We start from the raw sequence: 17814 nt of genomic DNA, 5'->3' as shown, positions 1-17814 counted from the left end.
GTGCTTGTGCCGCCTCTTCGCCCGGATGGCCCGCAAATATCGCGGCACCCCGGTACGCCGCTCACGATCGACTTCAGGCCTGGCGCCGACCGACCGGGCCGATCGCCGTCGCACCGCCCTCCCAAGCCGGGAGCACCCCCCGGACGCGGCCCACCGCGGCCCGCAACGTGCGGCCCAGAGCAGAAAGTGGATCATGACAACTCTGTCCGAACCGCAGCGGAAGCAGCAGGCCGACTCCGACACCCGGCTCCGGGTGGTACTGATGCTGGAGATCCAGGACGGCGCCCAGCAGCGCTTCCTCGACGTCTACGAGCAGCTGCGCCACCAGGTGGCCTCGGTGCCCGGCCATGTCAGCGACCAGCTGTGCCAGTCGATCAACGACCCCCGCCAGTGGCTGATCACCAGCGAGTGGGAGGACCAGGACACCTTCCTGGAGTGGGTGGACAGCCCCGCCCACCGCGAGATGGTCAAGCCGATGCACGGCTGCGTCAGCGACAACTTCCGCTCGCTGCGCTACGGCATCCTGCGCGAGACCTCGGCGGCCGGCTCCACCGGCACCCGGGCCCCGCTGGAGGTCCCGCCCGGCCTGCCGCGCACCGAGCCCGCCGGGCACGTCGGCCCGCCGAAGGCCGAGCCCGGCCCGGACGGCGTGGTCCGGCACGCGCTCACCTTCACGGTCAAGCCCGGCAGCGAGCACGAGGTGGCCCGGATCCTGTCCGGCTACGCCTCGCCCCGGGCCGAGGTGGACGAGCACACCCGGCTGCACCGCACCTCGCTGTTCATGCACGGCAACCGGGTGGTCCGGGCCGTCGAGGTGGTCGGCAACCTCGGCGACGCGCTGCGCCACGTGGCGATGCAGCCGGAGGTGCGGGCCGTCGAGGAGGCGATCAACCCGTACCTGGAGGAGGCCCGCCAGCTGGGCGACCCGCAGGCCGCGCGCGCCTTCTTCGCCCGGGCCGCGCTGCCGGCGAAGCACCAGGCGATCGCCAGCTCCCCGACCTCCGCCCGGCTGCACCGGCACGCCGTGCTGTACCCCGTCCGCCCGGGCGAGGGGCAGGCCGTCGCCGAGCTGCTCGCCGACTACGACAACCTCGCCACCGCCGACCCGACCGGCCCGGTCGCGGCCAGCACCGTGTTCCACCGGGCGGACGTGGTGGTGCGCCTGGTCGACCTGCGGGTGCCGGCCGAGGCCGACCCGGCGGCCGCCCTCGGCGTGGCGGGCGACCAGGAGGCCGCCGCGCTCGGCCGGCTGCTCGACCTCGGCCCGCAGGGCGACCTGCGCACCGCCACCGGGCTCGCCGCCGTCCTCGCCGCCCGCGCCATGAACCCGGTCACCGACCGCAGCTCGCAGGACAACTGAAGAACCAGCCGCATCTCTCGGAGGAAAACACCATGACCACGCAGTACCCACGGATCGTGCACGTCGACGAGGCACCGGAGAACCGTCGGCGCGGCGGCGACCTGCGCGCCATGCTCACCCCGACCACCTGCGGGGCGACCAGCGGGTTCATGGGGCTGGCGATCGTCCAGCCCGGCGAGCGGATCGGCGAGCACTACCACCCGTACTCCGAGGAGTTCGTGTTCGTGGTCAGCGGCGACCTGGAGGTGGACCTGGACGGCGAGAGCCGTCCGATCAAGCCCAACCAGGGCCTGATGATCCCGATCAACATGCGCCACCGCTTCCGCAACGTCGGCGACACCGAGGCCCGGATGGTGTTCCACCTCGGCCCGCTCGCCCCCCGCCCCGAGCTCGGCCACGTAGACACCGAGGAGACCGGCGCCGCCGGGCCGCCGGAACACGCCAAGGTGGCCTCGTGACCCGGCGCGTCGCCGTCACCGGGATCGGCGTCGTCGCGCCCGGCGGGGTCGGGGTCCGGGCGTTCTGGGAGCTCCTCACCGCCGGCCGCACCGCCACCCGGGGCATCACGCTCTTCGACCCCACCGGGTTCCGCTCCCGGATCGCCGCCGAGGTCGACTTCGACCCGGCGGCCCACGGGCTGAGCCCGGCGGACGTCCAGCGGGCCGACCGCTACGTGCAGTTCGCGATGGTCGCGGCGGACGAGGCGATCGCCGACGCGGGCCTGGACCTGGCCGCCGAGGACCCGTGGCGGATCGCCGTCTCGCTCGGCACCGCCGTCGGCGGCACCACCCGACTGGAGCACGACTACGCCCTGGTCAGCGCCGGCGGCGCCCGCTGGGACGTCGACCACCAGCGGGCCGAACCGCAGCTGCACCGGGCCTTCGCGCCCAGCACGCTGGCCTCCACGGTCGCCGAGCGCACCGGCGCGCACGGCCCGGTGCAGACCGTCTCCACCGGCTGCACCTCCGGCCTCGACGCGATCGGCTACGGCTTCCAGGCCGTCGAGGAGGGGCGCGCCGACATCTGCATCGCCGGCGCCTCCGACTCGCCGATCTCGCCGATCACCGTCGCCTGCTTCGACGCCATCAAGGCCACCAGCGAGCGCAACGACGACCCGGAGCACGCCTCCCGGCCCTTCGACGCCCACCGGGACGGCTTCGTCCTCGGCGAGGGCGGCGCCGTCCTGGTGCTGGAGGAACTGGAGCACGCCCGCCGCCGCGGCGCCCGGATCTACGGCGAGCTCGGCGGCTTCGCCACCTTCGGCAACGCCTACCACATGACCGGCCTCACCCAGGAGGGGCTGGAGATGTCCCGGGCGATCGACGACGCGCTCGCCCACGCCCGGGTGGACCGCACCGACGTCGGCTACGTCAACGCGCACGGTTCGGGCACCAAGCAGAACGACCGGCACGAGACCGCCGCCGTCAAGCGCTCGCTCGGCGCCCACGCCTACCGGACGCCGATGAGCTCCATCAAGTCGATGGTCGGGCACTCGCTCGGCGCGATCGGCGCCATCGAGGTGGTCGCCTGCACCCTGGCGCTGGCCCACGGCGTGGTGCCGCCGACCGCCAACTACGAGACTCCCGACCCGGAGTGCGACCTCGACTACGTGCCGCGCACCGCGCGCGAGCTGCCGCTGAGCCACATCCTCTCGGTCGGCAGCGGATTCGGCGGATTCCAGTCCGCCGTCGTGCTCAACAGAACGGGGTGAGTGTCATGACGTCACGTCAGCAGGGCCGCCGGGCGGTGGTCACCGGCCTCGGCGTGGTGGCGCCGAACGGCGTTGGGGCCGACGCCTTCTGGAAGGCCACCAGGCAGGGCGTGAGCGTCCTCGACCGGATCACCCGCGAGGGCTGCGACGGGCTGCCGCTGCGCGTCGCCGGCCAGGTGCGGGACTTCGACCCGCGGGCCGCGATCGACAGCCGGTACCTGGTGCAGACCGACCGGTTCACGCACTACGCGATGGCCGCCGCCGACCTGGCGGTGGCGGACGCCGGGTTCCACCCCGACCCCGAACATCCCTTCGCGGTCGGGGTGGTGACCGCGGCCGGCTCCGGCGGCGGCGAGTTCGGCCAGCGCGAGCTCCAGCAGCTCTGGGGCCAGGGGCCGCAGTTCGTCGGCCCGTACCAGTCCATCGCCTGGTTCTACGCGGCCAGCACCGGCCAGATCTCGATCCGCGGCGGCTACAAGGGCCCGTGCGGGGTGGTCGCCAGCGACGAGGCCGGCGGCCTGGACGCGCTCGCGCACGCGGCCCGCACGATCGAGCGCGGCACCGACGCGGTGGTGGCCGGCGCCGCCGAGGCACCGCTGGCGCCGTACTCGATGGTCTGCCAGCTCGGCTACCCGGAGGTCAGCCTCGCCGGGCAGCCCGACCGGGCCTATCTGCCGTTCACCGCGCAGGCCTGCGGCTTCGCCCCCGCCGAGGGCGGCGCGATGCTGCTGCTGGAGGACGAGCAGGCGGCCCGGCGGCGCGGTGCCGCCGTCCGGGCCCACCTGGCCGGACACGGCTCCACCTTCACCGGGGCCTCCCGCTGGGAGGAGTCCCGCGAGGGGCTGGCCGCCGCGATCCGCATCGCCCTGGACGAGGCCAGGATCGCGCCCGAGGAGATCGACGTGGTCTTCGCGGACGCGCTCGGCGTCCCGGCCGCCGACCGGGCCGAGGCGCTCGCACTGGCCGACGCGCTCGGCCCGGCGGCCGAACGCGTCCCGGTCACCGCCCCCAAGTCCGGTACCGGACGGGCCTACTGCGGCGCGCCGCTGCTGGACGTGGCGGCCGCCGTCCTGGCCATGGAGGACGGCGTGCTGCCGCCCACCCCGAACGTCACCGAGGTCAGCCACGACCTCGCCCTGGTGACCGGCCGCGCCCGTCCGGCCGAACTGCGCACCGCACTGGTGCTCAGCCGCGGGCTGATGGGTTCCAACTCCGCGCTGGTGCTCCGGTGCGGAGACCGGCCCTGAGAACGCACCCGCAATTCCACCGAAGGGACACCCCGTGAGCAACACCCTCAGCTATCCCGAGCTGGCCGCCCTGATCCAGGCCCGGGCCGGCGTCACCGTCGACCCGCTCCACCTGGAGCGCCCGGGCGCGCAGTTCGACGAGTTCGGCGTCGACTCGCTCGGCCTGCTCGGCGTCGTCGGCGAACTGGAGAACCGGCACGGCCTCAAGGTCACCTCGGGCGCCGAGTCCGCCAAGACCCCGGCCGAGTTCCTGGAGCTCGTCAACACCTCCCTCCTCTCCCCGAAAGCTGGTGCCTGAGATGCCCGGACACACCGACAACGAGATCGTCATCGCCGCCCCCCTCGACCTGGTCTGGGAGATCACCAACGACCTGGAGAACTGGCCGGACCTCTTCAGCGAGTACGCCTCGGTGGAGGTGCTGGAGCGCGACGGCGACAGCGTCCGCTTCCGGCTCACCATGCACCCGGACGAGAACGGCCAGGTGTGGAGCTGGGTCTCCGAGCGCACCACCGACAAGTCCTCGCTCGCGGTGCGCGCCCGCCGGGTCGAGCCCGGCCCGTTCGAGTTCATGGACATCCGCTGGGAGTACGCGGAGGTCCCGGCCGGGACGAGGATGCGCTGGATCCAGGACTTCGCGATGAAGCCCACCGCCCCGGTCGACGACCACGGCATGGTCAACCACATCAACCGCAACTCCCGGATCCAGCTGGAGCTGATCCGCGAGAAGGTCGAGAAGCGGGCGGCGGAGCGGTGACCGGGATGCACCGCGCCCTGATCGTCGCCCGGATGAAGCCGGAGGCGGCACCGGACATCGCCGAGGTGTTCGCCACGTCCGACCAGGGCGAACTGCCGCACCTGATCGGCGTCACCGGCCGCAGCCTGTTCCAGTTCGGCGACGTCTACCTGCACCTCATCGAGGCCGACCGCCCGCCGGGCCCGGCCGTCGCCAAGGTCATCGGCCACCCGGAGTTCCGGTCCGTCAGTGACCAGCTGACCGCCTTCGTCCAGGCCTACGACCCGGCCACCTGGCGCGAGCCGAAGGACGCCATGGCGCACGAGTTCTACCGCTGGGACCGCTGACCCCGTCCCACCCGTCCCGCTCGTCCTGGGCCCGCCCCCGGCCATCCGCCGGGGGCGGGCCCACGTGCGTGTCCGGCCCGATCGGACGTGGCGTCAGCGCCGCCCGCGCCGGCCCGACGCGGCGTCAGCGCCACCCACGCCCGCCCGACGGCACGTCAGCACCATCCGAACCGCCCGACGCGGCGTCAGCGCCTTCCCGGGCCTGCCCGACGCGGCGTCAGCATCGCCCCGGACCCGCCCGACGCGGCGTCAGCGCCTTCGGGACGGACCGACACGCCGTCAGCACAGGACCGACTCGGCCCGGACCGTCGCGAATCCTTTTCACCCGTCTCACTGGGGCACCCGGGTGAACCGGGCCGGGACTCCACTCGAATCGAGCACAGTCCGTACCCAAGTCGCCACTCTCCGGTGGCGGCGGACGTCGCGGTGGTTGACGGTGAATCAGACGCAGTTCCCACGAATTCCCTTGTCCGGCGCCGTGCCGGCGATCGCGGGCCTGTGTATCGGAAGGATCAACCTCATGCGTTCTGCACGCACTCTGCTCGCCGGGGCGGCTGTCGCCGCCGTTCTCACCGTCGGCACCCCCATGGCCTTCGCCGACGGCTCCGCCGACCAGGCGAAGAGCCTCACCTCGCAGGACCAGTCCGACCGCGGCGACGAGCACGGTCGCGGCGACGACCGGGGCGACGAGCACGGCCGCGGCGAAGGCCGTGGCGACGAGCACGGTCGCGGCGAGGGTCGCGGCGACGAGCACGGCCGTGGCGAGGGTCGCGGCGACGAGCACGGCCGTGGCGAAGGCCGTGGCGACGAGCACGGCCGTGGCGAAGGCCGTGGCGACGAGCACGGTCGCGGCGAAGGCCGTGGCGACGACAAGGGCGGCGAGGGCCGCGGCGGCGACAAGGGCGGCGAGGGCCGCGGCGGCGAGCACGGCCGTGGTGGCGAGCACGGCCGCAAGGGCCCGCACGGCGGCGTGCACGCCGGCGGTGGCGGCCTGGCGATGGTCGAGACCGGCACCACGCTGTCCGGTGGCGGCCTCGCCTCCGGCGCCGTCCTCCTGATCGGCGGCCTCGGGGCCGGCGCGTACGCGCTGCGCCGCAACCGCCGCAACACCGGCGCCACCATCTGACGTCCGGCATCTGACGCCGCCCCCACGCGCCTCCCCACCAGGGCGGCGCGCACGGGGGCGGCGGGTCGTTTTGGACCTTCTGGACCTTTTCGGGCCGTCACCGGCCCGGCTGCGCATGGGAATGGAGAAAGAGGAGCGATGGGCGGTCCCGTCCCTGGAATGTCCCGACTGCTGCGCACCGGCATCGGTGCGGCGGCGGTCGGTCTGCTGCTGATGTACAACTCGGTCGACACCACGCCGAAAGCCAACTCGGCGTCCGGCGTGATCCGTCCCCCGGCGATCGTCGCGCCGGCCACCCCCCGCCCGTCCCCACCGGCCACCACCCCCGCGGACGCCCCCACGGACGCCCCCGCGGAGGCCCCTGCGGAGGCCGCCCAGGACCCGGCCCCCGCGCCACCGTCGCTGGGCCGCGCCAACCCGACCCGGCTGCGGATCCCGCAGATCGGCGTCGACGCCCCGTTCACCGAGCTGACGCTCGATCCGGAGGGCCAGCTCACCGCCCCGCCGCCGGACGACGACAACCTGGTCGGCTGGTACCGGGACGGCGTCTCCCCGGGCGAGCTCGGCAGCTCGGTGGTCGCCGGGCACGTGGACACCACCACGGGCCCGGCGGTGTTCGTGATGCTGAGCCAGCTGCAACCGGACCAGCAGATCGAGGTGGGGCGCGCGGACGGCACGGTCGCGGTGTTCTCGGTGGACTCGGTGGAGGCCTTCCCCAAGAACGCCTTCCCGGACGACAAGGTGTACGGCCAGACGCCCGACGCCCAGCTGCGGCTGATCACCTGCGGCGGTACGTACGACAAGGGCCAGAAGGACTACTCGGACAACGTGGTGGTCTTCGCGCACCTGGATTCCTCGCACCCGGCCTGACCGGCAACGCGAACGACCGCCGCCCCCAACTCCCTGGGGGACGGCGGTCGTTCGCGTAAGGGCCGGTGCTCAGCCGCGCACGGTGGCCTCGAAGGCGTGCAGGTAGGGGTTGACCGGGTGGACGTCCGCGACGTCCAGTCCGGCGTCCTCCATCAGCCGCACCATGCTCTCCTTGGAGTGCTTGGCGCCGCCGACGTTGAGCAGCAGCATCAGGTCCATCGCGGTGGTGAAGCGCATCGACGGGCTGTCGTCGACCAGGTTCTCCACCACCACGACGCGGGCGCCGGGCCGGGCCGCGGCGACCACGTTGGCGAGGGTGCGGCGGGTGCTCTCGTCGTCCCACTCCAGGATGTTCTTGATGATGTAGAGGTCGGCGCGGACCGGGATCTCCACCCGGCAGTCACCGGGCACCAGCCGGGCGCGGGCCGAGAAGGCGCCGCCGTCCTGGAGCCGGGGTTCGGCACCGGCGACCACCTTGGGCAGGTCGAGCAGGGTGCCGTGCAGCGCCGGGTGCTTCTCCAGCAGGCTGGCCAGCACGTGCCCCTGGCCGCCGCCGATGTCCGCCACCGAGTCGACGCCGGTGAGGTCCAGGTACTCGGCGAGGTCGTGGGCGGACTGCCGGCTGGAGGCGGTCATCGCCTTGTCGAAGACCTTCGCGGAGTCGCCCGCGTCGCTGTGCAGGTAGTCGAAGAACTCCTTGCCGAACAGCTCGGGGAAGACGTTGCGGCCGGAGCGGACCGCCTCGTCCAGCTTGGGCCAGGCCTCCCAGGTCCACGGCTCGGTGCACCAGAGGGAGATGTAGCGCAGCGAGTTGGGGGCGTCCTCGCGCAGCAGGCGGGACATCTCGGTGTGCTCGAAGCGGTCGTCGGAGGTCTCGGAGAAGATGCCGTAGCAGGTGAGCGCGCGCAGCAGGCGGCACAGCGGCAGGGGCTCGGTGTCGAGGGCGGCGGCGAGTTCGGTGACGCTGGTCGGGGTGTCGCCGAGCACGTCGGCGACGCCGAGCCGGGCGGCCGCGCGGACGGCGGCGGCGCAGGCGGCGCCGAAGACGAGCTCGCGCAGGCGCATCGCGGCCTGGGGAGTGGGGGGCGGTGCGATGGTCATGGGAGGTCTTCCTTGTCGACGGGGGCGGGGGTGCCGGGGGCGCGTACCGGGAGCGGTTCGTACCAGGTGCGGGTCGTACCGGGTGCGGGTGCCGCGGTTCAGCAGCGGCCGGACGGATCGGACCGCGCGCAGGTGTTGCGGGCGAACGCGTTCTCGCCGGTGTCGCGGTCGGCGATGTCGGCCGGGCTGTTGCCGCTCAAGTGGTTGTCGGCGACGGTGTTGCGGGCGTTGGGGACGCCGACGGCGCTCTTGAAGAGGACGATCCCGCCGGAGAAGTCCGAGCTGCCGACGTTGTCGTGGACCTCGTTGTCGGTGACCCGGGTGTCCTCGACCCCGGTGAGCACGATGCCCGCGCCCTGGATGGCGCCCAGCCGCGGGTTGGCCGGGCAGAACATGTTGTTGGCGACGACCCGGTTGCGCCGCACGTCGAGGTCCCCGGCCCGGGGCACGCCCTCGTCGCCGACCACGAAGACGCCGGCGCAGTTGCCGCGGAGCTCGTTGTCCTGGACGGCCAGCCCGCGCAGTCGGCGGACGGTGACGCCGACCCGGTTCTCGGTCAGCTCGTTGCCCTCCACGACGGTGCCCCCGGTGTCGGGCGCGCCGCCCTCGCGGTAGGCGTAGTTGGCGAGGAAGACACCGGACTGGCCGTTGCGGGTCGCGCGGTTGCCGACGATCCGGGCCCGGGTGGAGATCTCCTGGCTGATGCCCTGCTGGGCGTTGTCGTGGACGTAGGTGTCGCGCACGGTCAGGCCGGTGGTGCCGCTGGCGTCGATGCCGTTCTTGCGGAAGCCGGTGACGGCGAGGGTCTCGATGGTGACGTCAGACAGCGGGGCCGCCTCGGTGCCGTCCACGCAGAGGCCGTGTCCGGCGGTGGCGCAGGCGTTCTCGGTGCCGTCCCCGGGGGTGATCACGCTGTCCGCGCCGGCGCCGCGCAGGGTGAGGCCCGGGGTGGTGATGCGGACGCTGCCGGGGTAGGTGCCGGCGAGCAGTTGGACGGTGTCGCCGGGGAGGGCGGCGTCGACGGCCTGCTGAATCGATTCGCCCGGCGGGACGACGTGCAGGCCGTCGGCGGCGTGGGCCGCGGGCGCGGCGGCCAGGGTGGCGAGGACGGTGGTCAGGGCGGTGGCGGCGGCGGTGGCCGCGGCGAAGTGGTGGACCCGTCGCGTGGGCATGAGTGGTGACCTGTTCTTTCCGGCGCGCTCGCCGGTGTGCGGCCGGAGCCTGCCGGGCAGCGCGCTAGGTACGCGGTGTCTGTTCTTACACGGTGTGCTTGGGCAGTGACGGCCGGTGGGTGCGGCCGACTCGACGCTATGGGCCACCGGGTGGGCCCGCCACCAGGGCTGGGCTGCGGGACTGACGGGGCGTCGGCCGGTGGTGGGACGGCCCGGCGTGGCGCGTGCGGCGCGGCGCGCTCCGAGCCGCGCCGCACGGCACGCCACCGGACCGACCCCGGCACCGCCGGCCGGGCCGCGTGCCACCGCCGGCCGGCGGCGTGACATCCTCGGGGCCATGACCACCGCACCCGCAGCGCCCCTCGGCACCCTCCGCAACCCGGTCGGCGCGCACGTCCCGGTGGCCGCCCGCGGGCTGGCCGGCACGGGGCTGGCGTACGCGCGCCGGGTCGGCGCCGAGACCGTGCAGGTGTTCGTGGCCAACCCGCGCGGCTGGGCCACTCCGCCGGGCAACCCCGCGCAGGACGAGGAGTTCCGGGCGGCCTGCGCCGAGCAGGGACTCCCCGCCTGGGTGCACGCGCCGTACCTGATCAACTTCGGCTCGGACAACCCGGCCACCCGCGAGCGCTCGGCCGACTCGCTGCGGCACTCACTGCGCCGCGGCCACGCGATCGGCGCACTGGGCGTCGTCCTGCACACCGGCTCGGCGGTCGGCACGGCGCCCGGCGGCGGCTCCCGGCGGGCCGAGGCGATGGCACAGGTCCGGGCCGACGTGCGGCCGCTGCTGGACGAACTGGACGCCCTCGGCGAGGACGCGCCCTGGCTGCTGCTGGAGCCGACGGCGGGCCAGGGCAGCTCGCTCTGCTCCCGGCTGGAGGAGCTCGCCGAGTACGTCGAGGCGCTGGACGGGCACCCGAAGGTCGGCGTCTGCCTGGACACCTGCCACGCCTTCGCCGCCGGGCACGACCTGGCCGTACCGGGCGGGGTGACGGCCGCGCTGGACGCCCTGGCGTCGGCGGCCGGGCCGGGCCGGCTGCGGCTGATCCACGCCAACGACTCCGAGGACGTCGTCGGCGCGCGCAAGGACCGGCACGCCAACATCGGCGCCGGGATGATCGGCGCGGAACCGTTCCGCGAGCTGTTCGAGCACCCGGAGACGGCCGGTGTCCCGCTGCTGGTGGAGACCCCGGACCGCAAGCACGGCGGGGACGGCACCGGGCACGCGATGGACATCGCCGTACTGAAGGAACTGCGCGAGCGGGCCGCCGCCCCCGCCCGACCGTCCTGACCTGCTCGGGCCGCCGCCCCGACCGGCCCGCCCGATCCGCCCGACCGGTCCGGCAGCGCGCCGCACGGCACCGCACCGCGCCTCGCCGCGCGGACAGCCGTGAGCCCGGAGACCCACAGCGGCCCCCGGGCTCCGAGCTCGGACGGATCAGCCCTCGCTGTGCTCGTGGTAGTTGAACCAGTTGGCGTGCGGGCCGAACAGGCCGACACCCGCCGAACCGGACTCCAGGCCCTGCCCGGAGGACGGCACCGGCGTGTGGCCGAACGCCATGGCCGAGGTCGGCACGGCCACCACGGCGGCACCCGTCACGGCCACGATCACCGCGAGCTTGCGGATCTTCCCACGAAGCGACATCTACTGTCCCCTAGTTCGTCTCTGGTCCTCTGACCCGCGCCCCCGACCGGCCACGTCGACCGCCCGCAGGCTGGGCGACGCCCCACGGGGAGGCGCCGGGCCAACGTTTGCACACGAACGCGCACGCGCCGCGGCACGCCGCAACCCGGCTGAGGCATCCGGGTGACGACATCCCTCCCCCGGGTGAACGCCCTCGGACACCCGGCCGCACGCCGAACGGCCGCGCCGGACCGGCACAGGACGAGCGCCCGTCCGACCGGCACAGGACGAGTGCCCGTCCGACCGGCACAGGACGAGTGCCCGTCCGACCGGCGCGGGACCGCAAGTCTTGCGGTGACATGCCAGGCCGACTGAACAAATCCCATCGATTTGGTACAGAACGCCACCCGGTTCGAGCATGAACGGTGGCTCCACCGAGCACGAGCAGGACCACGAAAGGCGCACCACCCTCATGCAGACCAGCCCGGCCGCACCCCGGCAGGCGACCCGACCGAGCCCGCCGCAGACGCCGGAAGCGGTCACCGCGACACCCCGCAAGGGCGGCCGCTTCGGCCTGCCGACCGCCACCGCCCTGGTGATGGGCAACATCATCGGCGGCGGCATCTTCATGATCCCCGCCGCCGTGGCCCCCTACGGGACGGTCAGCCTGGTCTCCTTCGTCGTCCTGACCGTGGGCGCGATCGCCCTCGCGCTCGTCTTCGGGCAGCTCGCGCGCCGCAACCCGCGCACCGGCGGGCCCTACGTCTACGCCCGGGAGGCCTTCGGGGACTTCGCCGGGTTCCTGTCGGCCTGGTCGTACTGGATCACCACCTGGGTCAGCAACGCCGCGCTCGCGGTCGCCGCCGTCGGCTATCTCGACGTGCTGCTGCCCGTCGGCCACTCCATCGGGCTCAGCATCGCCGCCGCGATGGCCTTCCAGTGGCTGCCCGCGCTGGCGAACCTGGCCGGCACCCGCTACGTCGGCGCCGTCCAACTCGTCTCCACCGTCCTCAAGTTCATCCCGCTGCTGCTGGTCTCGGTGGGCGGTCTGGGCTTCTTCGACGCGCGCAACCTGGGCCCCTTCGACGCCACCGGGCACGGCTGGGCCGGCGGGATGACGGCGGCCGCGGCCATCCTGCTCTTCAGCTACCTGGGCGTGGAGTCGGCCGCGATGAGCGCCGGCCAGGTCCGCGATCCGGAGCGCAACGTCGGGCGGGCCAGCGTGCTCGGCACGGCCGGTGCGGCGGTGGTCTACCTGCTGGGCACGCTCGCGGTCTTCGGCACCGTCGCCCACGACCGGCTGATCCACTCCACCGCGCCGTTCTCGGACGCCGTGGACGCCATGTTCGGCGGCACGTGGGGCGGCACGGCCATCGCCGTCGCCGCGCTCGTCTCGATGACCGGCGCGCTCAACGGCTGGACGCTGCTGGCCGCCCAGGCGCCGTACGCGGCCGCCAAGGACGGGCTGTTCCCGGCCGCCTTCGCCAAGGAGCGGCGCGGCGTCCCGGTGTTCGGCGTCGTGACCAGCGTCGCGCTGGCCTCGGTGCTGACCATCCTCAACTTCGCCACCGGCGCCAAGGGCGCGTTCGAAATCCTGGTGCTGGTCACCACCTTCACCGCGACCGTCCCGTACCTGCTCTCCACCGCCGCGCAGCTGTACTGGCTGGTGCGCGGCATGCCCGACAAGGTCTCCGGGGGCCGGCTCGCCCGGGACGCGGTGCTGGGCCTGGGCGCCTTCGGCTTCTCCCTGTGGCTGGTGGCCGGCGCCGGTTACGCGGCCGTCTACCAGGGCGTGCTGTTCCTGTTCGCCGGAATCCTGGTCTACGTCTGGATGGCGGCCCGCCGCCGGGACTGACGGCCCGAGGGCCGGGGCCTCGGCGGCTCGGAGTGACGAGCTCCTGACGGATCGTCACACGCCTTGCCGGAGGCGGCAGATGTGGACATCCTTGGCCGGAGGTTTCCCTCCCGGGCGGCTCCGCGCCATCGGCCGGGCCACCCGCACCGGATAGACGGGAGGCCGGAACCTCCGCACCCTGCACCGCCGTTCCACGCGAACCTCCGTTTCCGTGAACCTTCGAGTACCGGGAGTGCCATGAAGATCCTGAGGCTGTTGACAGCCCCCGCCGCCGTCCTCGCCCTGACCGCCGGCACCGTCACCGCCGCCGCAGCGGCCCCGGCACGGCCGGCCCTGAACGACGTCGTGGTCCTCGGCGCCGCCTCCAACGGCCAGACCGTGCAGGTCCACCCGGGTGACGTGGTCCAGATCAACCTGCCTCCCTACCGCGACAGCACCGTCACCTGGCTGTCCTCCGTCCCGGCGACGACCGCGCCCTCGGTGCTGCCGCAGACCTCGGGCAGCACCGACCCCGACAACACCGCGCACGCGACCTTCAACGCGGCCGCCGCCGGGACGAGCGACATCACCTGGATCTGGCGCTGCGCCTTCCCGGACCGCGGCTCGGCCTGCCCGCCGTTCGTCTACTACCTGCGGACCACCATCGCCGTCTCCTGACCGCACGCACTCGAACGGCCGGGGTCCGCAGTCTGCGGACCCCGGCCGTTCGGGTGGGGGCGAAGGTCACCCGGGCCCGTGGTCCCGCTCACCGGGAAGCCGTGCCTCGGACGCGTTCACCGCGACGGCCTCCGGGCGCCCGGCGGCCGATCCCGCGAAGCGGGGGCGCGGGGCGTCCGGCGGCTGGAGGGTGAGGACGTGGTCGGCCAGCGGGAGGAAGGCCGGGTCGTGGGTGATCAGGATCGTGGTGCGGCCCGCCATCAGGCGGCGCAGCGGGGGGATCAGCTGCTGGACGGTCTTCGGGTCCAGGCCGGTGGTGGGTTCGTCCAGGACGAGGACCGGCGCGCCGCGCAGGAAGGCCCGGGCGATGGCGACGCGCTGGGCCTGCCCGCCGGAGAGCTGGAAGCCCTCGTCGCCGATGACCGTGCCGTAGCCCTGCGGCAGCGCGGTGATGAAGCCGTGGGCGCCGGCGCTGCGGGCGGCGCGTTCGATCTCCTCCTGCGGGGCGTCGGGCCTGCCGTAGGCGATGTTGTCCCGGATGGTCGCGTGGAAGAGCTGCGCCTGCTGGGGCAGGAAGCTCATCGCCCCGCGCAGCGAGGCGATGGTCAGGTCCTGGATGTCGGCGCCGTCGAGGCGGACGGTACCGGCCTGCGGGTCCAGGAAGCGGACCAGGAGCTTGGCGAGCGTGGACTTGCCGCTGCCGCTGGGGCCGATGACGGCCAGGACCTTGCCGGGGCTGACGTCGAAGCTGACGTCGGACAGCACCGGGGCGTCGTAACTGCCGGGGTAGGCGACATGGACGCCCTCGAAGGAGACCCGGCCGCGGACCGCGCCGGCGTCCCGCGCGGCGGGGCTCTCCCGGACCGGACTGGACAGGTCGTGGATCTCCAGCAGGCGTTCGCCCGAGGCACAGGCCGCGCCCGCGAGCGGGACGAGCCCGGCGAGCTGCTGGATCGGCTCGAACAGCTGCGCCATGAAGGCGGCGAAGGCGAGCAGACCACCCAGGCTCAGCTCGCCGCGGATCACCTGGAGCGCGCCGACGCCCACCACGACCAGCCCCGCGAGCATCTGGAGAACGTTGAGGAGGGGCTGGTAGAGGTCGGACATCCGGGCGGCGGAGAGCTCGGCGTCCAGCAGGGCCTTTCCCTCGCGGTGCACCCGCTCGACCTCGCGCTCCTCCTGGCCGCAGGTGCGGGTGACCACCACGTTGCGCAGCGTCTCCTCCAGCAGCGCGGTGACGCCGCCGGCGCGGCGCTGGACCTGCCGCTCCCGGATGCGGATGCGGCGCCCGAAGAAGCCGGTGGTGAAGATGAACAGCGGCGCGACGATCAGCGCCGCCAAGGTGAGGGGCCAGCTCAGGTAGAACGCCGCGCCGGCGAACAGCACCAGGCTGGTCGAGGCCACCGCGCCCTCGACCAGGCCGGTCGCGACCATCTGCTCGATCGTCGCGATGTCGGCGGTCATCCGGGCCACCAGGTCGCCGCGCCAGCGGGTCTCCAGGGTGTCGGGCGGCAGGGTGTGCAGATGGGCCAGTGTGCCGGTCCGGAGCCGGAGCAGGTAGCGCTCGGCGATCCAGGTGCCGGTGTAGGTGCCCGCGAAGGTGAACAGCGCCGCCGCCGCGGCCGCGGCGAGCATCGTGCCACCGAGCGGCCAGAATTCGGCGAAGTGCCGCGGCACCAGGACTTCGTCGATCAGGTCCTTGAACATCCAGACCGAGACGACCTCGCCGAAGGCGCCGAGAACGAGCAGCACCGCGCTCAGCGGCAGCCAGCGCACGTCCGGTCGGACCCACGGCCAGAACCGCCGGAACAGCTCACGCAGCGAGATGACGGGCGAGTCCGCCACCGGCCCCTGGTCGATGGCCCGGTCGGCTGCCCGGTCCTCCGGACCCCCCATGGGCGTCGCACCGTGCATGGAGGAACCCCACTCAGGATGAGGGGCCGGCGGTGATACCGCCGGCCCCAGGGATGGGTGTCATGCCGGGCTGTTAAGCACAGCCCGGACCGCCCTTATCTGTCACCAGAAGCCAAACCGACGACGGCGGCCGTGGCGACGGCGGCGACGGTCACGTTCACGTCCGCGACCGCGGTCCCTGCGGTTGAAGTAACTCATCACGACTCCATTTCTTCCCTTGCATTGGCACGCCGCACGTCCACGGCCGACGCCGACGGCGCGGACCCGGGGAGCACGACAGAGACTGCCGTTGCCGTGAGACAGCCCTAAGCGGCGGGCACGTCAGGGATGTGCCTGCCAGAGCCGTTCTCACATCTCCAGTATCCGCCTGACGCCCCGGCTCGCAGCTTCTGGACGGCAACCGCGAACGGTCCTCGGCATGCAAAGGGCCCCCCGACAGGACCGCCCGACCCACGCCTCGACAGCCGGTTCCGGCCCTCCCGCCCGGCCCCCCGACGAGCCGGGTCGGGCGAGGATCCGCCCGGTCGACTCCTCGACTGACCCACCGTCAAGTGCCGTTCGTCCGGCGTCTCGAAACAGCCACTCCCGCGCACCGAGCGCCGCCGCCCACCGGTCGACCGCAGGCCCCCGCGACGGCGGCTTCGGCGCGAGCCCCCGTCCCCCGCGCCCCTCCCCGAGGACCCCCGCCCGGGCCGCCGACCCCGCCCGCCGAGGCCTACCCGGATGGCGCAGCCGACCGACGGGGCGGGGGTGCGCACCCCCGCGCGGCGAGAGGCGAGACCCCGCGTCGAGCCCCGCGGAAACCACCGGAACGACGCCCCGGCACCGCCGACGCCACGGCAGGTCCGCCTTGAGGAGGCGCCCCGGAGCCGCCTTCCGGGCGACTCCGGGGCCGCGCGAGGACCCGAAGCGACTGCGTTCGGGTGACGGCGCCATCATCAGCGGCACCATCAGCGGCACCCCCCGCCCCACTCCCCGCCCACTCCCCGGCCCGCCCGCCGGCTGCCCGTGCTGCTCGGCCCCTCCGTGGCCGCGCCGGTATCGCAGCTACGGGGCGGCGTTCCTCGTCACAGGAGCCTTCGTCCGGGATGCCCCTTTCCCTGGAGGGTGCTCCGAAGGAGACGCCGGTGTGGTGGTGGGGGCGGCCGTAGGCTCGGGCAGCTGGGTGGGTGAGGCCGAGGGCGAGTAACTCGGCGACGGCGCCGCGGCGGGCGAGGAGACCTCAGAGGTCGGGGTCGGGGTCGGGGTCGGGGCCGGTTGTACCGGCACCGGCGTCGCCGGGTGCGAGCCGCCTCCGCCCCCGTTCGTCGAGGGGCCGCTGAGATGGCCCGCCACCTCGACCACGCCGCCGCAGGCGAGCAGCACCGCGGCCAGCACGGACAGCCCGGCGGAGGCCCTCAGCGCCCGGGGCGCCGTGGTACGCGGGTCGGTGTCCACGCTCAGTCCACGTATTCCTGGGCGACCTGCACGTACTCGAAGCCCTTGACGTCCGTGGCGATGTGCATCTGACCGGTTTGCGAGGAGGCGATCAGGGTGTTGAGCAGGCCGGTGATCGCCCCGCTCAGCGCCGACTCGGTGTCCGAACCGTCGGCGATGAACAGCGCCTTGGTCGCCACCTCCTTCAGCACGTCGCGCCTGGCGGCGCCGAAGCCGTAGGCGATCACGTGCGGGTGGCGCGGCCAGTTCCGGTCCACCAGCCTGCGGAAGGAGTCCTGCCACCTCGCGTCGGTCGGGGCGCCGTCGGTCAGGAAGAAGATCGCCGGCCGCAGCACGCTGTACTGCTGTGCCCGCAGGCTGCTGACGTCCTGTTCGATGCTCTGCCGCAACTGGTCGAAGGCCTTGCCGTACTCGGTGCCCCCGCCGCAGATCACTTCGGGCATGCTCGGGACCTGCTCCATGTCCGACATCGGGATCACCACGTGCACGTCGGTGGAGAAGGCGACCACGCTGACCCTGGCGAACTCCGAGACGCGCGGATTCGTCGCCAGGTTGTAGTGCAGACGCGAGAGGGTCGCGTTGAGCACTGCCTCGTGCGGCTTCATCGACGAGGAGGCGTCGATCACCACGTAGGTGGGCAGGCAGAGTGACATTGTGTGCAC

The 17814-nt window shown here is 73.6% G+C and carries 17 protein-coding genes; 12 read left to right on the top strand and 5 right to left on the bottom strand.

Annotated elements, in window-relative coordinates:
- Positions 1–193: 193 nt before the first annotated feature.
- From A6F73_RS27950 to A6F73_RS27910, 9 genes are all read left to right on the top strand, one after another.
- Positions 194–1360, top strand: a complete 1167-nt coding sequence (locus A6F73_RS27950; RefSeq protein WP_063350297.1) for a SchA/CurD-like domain-containing protein — start codon at positions 194–196, stop codon at positions 1358–1360.
- A 32-nt stretch (positions 1361–1392) separates the two neighbouring features.
- Entirely contained in the window at positions 1393–1818 is a 426-nt protein-coding gene (locus tag A6F73_RS27945; protein ID WP_063350296.1) for a cupin domain-containing protein, read from the top strand.
- Entirely contained in the window at positions 1815–3071 is a 1257-nt protein-coding gene (locus A6F73_RS27940) for a beta-ketoacyl-[acyl-carrier-protein] synthase family protein (RefSeq protein WP_063350295.1), read from the top strand. The genes A6F73_RS27945 and A6F73_RS27940 overlap by 4 nt, the downstream gene beginning before the upstream one ends.
- 5 nt (positions 3072–3076) lie before the next feature.
- Positions 3077–4318: a beta-ketoacyl synthase N-terminal-like domain-containing protein gene (locus A6F73_RS27935; protein WP_063350294.1), complete on the top strand. Its 1242-nt coding sequence runs from the start codon at positions 3077–3079 to the stop codon at positions 4316–4318.
- Between the two features lie 34 nt (positions 4319–4352).
- On the top strand, positions 4353–4616 hold the full coding sequence (locus tag A6F73_RS27930) for an acyl carrier protein (protein ID WP_063350293.1): 264 nt from the start codon (positions 4353–4355) through the stop codon (positions 4614–4616).
- A 1-nt stretch (position 4617) separates the two neighbouring features.
- A complete protein-coding gene (locus A6F73_RS27925; RefSeq protein WP_063350292.1) occupies positions 4618–5073 on the top strand; it encodes an SRPBCC family protein in 456 nt (151 codons plus the stop codon).
- 5 nt (positions 5074–5078) lie between these two features.
- Positions 5079–5399 (top strand): TcmI family type II polyketide cyclase, encoded by a 321-nt coding sequence (locus A6F73_RS27920; protein ID WP_063351612.1) that lies wholly within the window; start codon positions 5079–5081, stop codon positions 5397–5399.
- A 520-nt stretch (positions 5400–5919) separates the two neighbouring features.
- Entirely contained in the window at positions 5920–6525 is a 606-nt protein-coding gene (locus tag A6F73_RS27915) for a hypothetical protein (RefSeq protein WP_063350291.1), read from the top strand.
- A 159-nt stretch (positions 6526–6684) separates the two neighbouring features.
- Positions 6685–7395, top strand: a complete 711-nt coding sequence (locus A6F73_RS27910; protein WP_063350290.1) for a class F sortase — start codon at positions 6685–6687, stop codon at positions 7393–7395.
- A 69-nt stretch (positions 7396–7464) separates the two neighbouring features.
- Here A6F73_RS27910 and A6F73_RS27905 read toward each other — a convergent pair whose 3' ends face one another.
- Complete coding sequence (locus A6F73_RS27905) at positions 7465–8496, bottom strand: methyltransferase (protein ID WP_063350289.1); 1032 nt, start codon at positions 8494–8496, stop codon at positions 7465–7467.
- Between the two features lie 98 nt (positions 8497–8594).
- Entirely contained in the window at positions 8595–9668 is a 1074-nt protein-coding gene (locus A6F73_RS27900) for a right-handed parallel beta-helix repeat-containing protein (RefSeq protein ID WP_063350288.1), read from the bottom strand.
- 337 nt (positions 9669–10005) lie between these two features.
- Here A6F73_RS27900 and A6F73_RS27895 point away from each other — a divergent pair, with 337 nt between their 5' ends.
- On the top strand, positions 10006–10956 hold the full coding sequence (locus tag A6F73_RS27895; protein WP_063350287.1) for a deoxyribonuclease IV: 951 nt from the start codon (positions 10006–10008) through the stop codon (positions 10954–10956).
- A 147-nt stretch (positions 10957–11103) separates the two neighbouring features.
- Here A6F73_RS27895 and A6F73_RS27890 read toward each other — a convergent pair whose 3' ends face one another.
- On the bottom strand, positions 11104–11310 hold the full coding sequence (locus A6F73_RS27890) for a hypothetical protein (protein ID WP_063350286.1): 207 nt from the start codon (positions 11308–11310) through the stop codon (positions 11104–11106).
- A gap of 451 nt (positions 11311–11761) precedes the next feature.
- Between A6F73_RS27890 and A6F73_RS27885 the strand changes: the two genes are divergently transcribed.
- Together A6F73_RS27885 and A6F73_RS27880 are read left to right on the top strand one after the other, a co-directional pair.
- Entirely contained in the window at positions 11762–13144 is a 1383-nt protein-coding gene (locus A6F73_RS27885) for an amino acid permease (protein ID WP_063351611.1), read from the top strand.
- Positions 13145–13381: 237 nt separating this feature from the next.
- Positions 13382–13801: a hypothetical protein gene (locus A6F73_RS27880; RefSeq protein ID WP_063350285.1), complete on the top strand. Its 420-nt coding sequence runs from the start codon at positions 13382–13384 to the stop codon at positions 13799–13801.
- 66 nt (positions 13802–13867) lie between these two features.
- Here the strand turns inward: A6F73_RS27880 and A6F73_RS27875 are convergent, their stop codons facing one another.
- Both A6F73_RS27875 and A6F73_RS27870 read right to left on the bottom strand, forming a co-directional pair.
- Positions 13868–15697 (bottom strand): ABC transporter ATP-binding protein, encoded by a 1830-nt coding sequence (locus tag A6F73_RS27875; protein ID WP_159398555.1) that lies wholly within the window; start codon positions 15695–15697, stop codon positions 13868–13870.
- A 1457-nt stretch (positions 15698–17154) separates the two neighbouring features.
- Positions 17155–17805 (bottom strand): VWA domain-containing protein, encoded by a 651-nt coding sequence (locus A6F73_RS27870; RefSeq protein WP_063350284.1) that lies wholly within the window; start codon positions 17803–17805, stop codon positions 17155–17157.
- Positions 17806–17814: the final 9 nt, after the last annotated feature.

Source organism: Streptomyces sp. MJM8645, assembly GCF_001625365.1.
Taxonomy (GTDB): Bacteria; Actinomycetota; Actinomycetes; order Streptomycetales; family Streptomycetaceae; genus Kitasatospora.
Note: the sequence above shows the minus strand (reverse complement) of the source record. Positions and strands in the feature narration are given on the sequence as shown.

Coding starts and splice junctions, on each gene's coding strand:
- A6F73_RS27925 (WP_063350292.1), top strand. CDS start 4,618: ATGCCCGGACACACCGACAACGAGATCGTCATCGCCGCCCCCCTCGAC.
- A6F73_RS27885 (WP_063351611.1), top strand. CDS start 11,762: ATGCAGACCAGCCCGGCCGCACCCCGGCAGGCGACCCGACCGAGCCCG.
- A6F73_RS27935 (WP_063350294.1), top strand. CDS start 3,077: ATGACGTCACGTCAGCAGGGCCGCCGGGCGGTGGTCACCGGCCTCGGC.
- A6F73_RS27905 (WP_063350289.1), bottom strand. CDS start 8,496: ATGACCATCGCACCGCCCCCCACTCCCCAGGCCGCGATGCGCCTGCGC.
- A6F73_RS27900 (WP_063350288.1), bottom strand. CDS start 9,668: ATGCCCACGCGACGGGTCCACCACTTCGCCGCGGCCACCGCCGCCGCC.
- A6F73_RS27910 (WP_063350290.1), top strand. CDS start 6,685: ATGTCCCGACTGCTGCGCACCGGCATCGGTGCGGCGGCGGTCGGTCTG.
- A6F73_RS27945 (WP_063350296.1), top strand. CDS start 1,393: ATGACCACGCAGTACCCACGGATCGTGCACGTCGACGAGGCACCGGAG.
- A6F73_RS27895 (WP_063350287.1), top strand. CDS start 10,006: ATGACCACCGCACCCGCAGCGCCCCTCGGCACCCTCCGCAACCCGGTC.
- A6F73_RS27880 (WP_063350285.1), top strand. CDS start 13,382: ATGAAGATCCTGAGGCTGTTGACAGCCCCCGCCGCCGTCCTCGCCCTG.
- A6F73_RS27950 (WP_063350297.1), top strand. CDS start 194: ATGACAACTCTGTCCGAACCGCAGCGGAAGCAGCAGGCCGACTCCGAC.
- A6F73_RS27890 (WP_063350286.1), bottom strand. CDS start 11,310: ATGTCGCTTCGTGGGAAGATCCGCAAGCTCGCGGTGATCGTGGCCGTG.
- A6F73_RS27875 (WP_159398555.1), bottom strand. CDS start 15,697: ATGGGGGGTCCGGAGGACCGGGCAGCCGACCGGGCCATCGACCAGGGG.
- A6F73_RS27915 (WP_063350291.1), top strand. CDS start 5,920: ATGCGTTCTGCACGCACTCTGCTCGCCGGGGCGGCTGTCGCCGCCGTT.
- A6F73_RS27870 (WP_063350284.1), bottom strand. CDS start 17,805: ATGTCACTCTGCCTGCCCACCTACGTGGTGATCGACGCCTCCTCGTCG.
- A6F73_RS27920 (WP_063351612.1), top strand. CDS start 5,079: ATGCACCGCGCCCTGATCGTCGCCCGGATGAAGCCGGAGGCGGCACCG.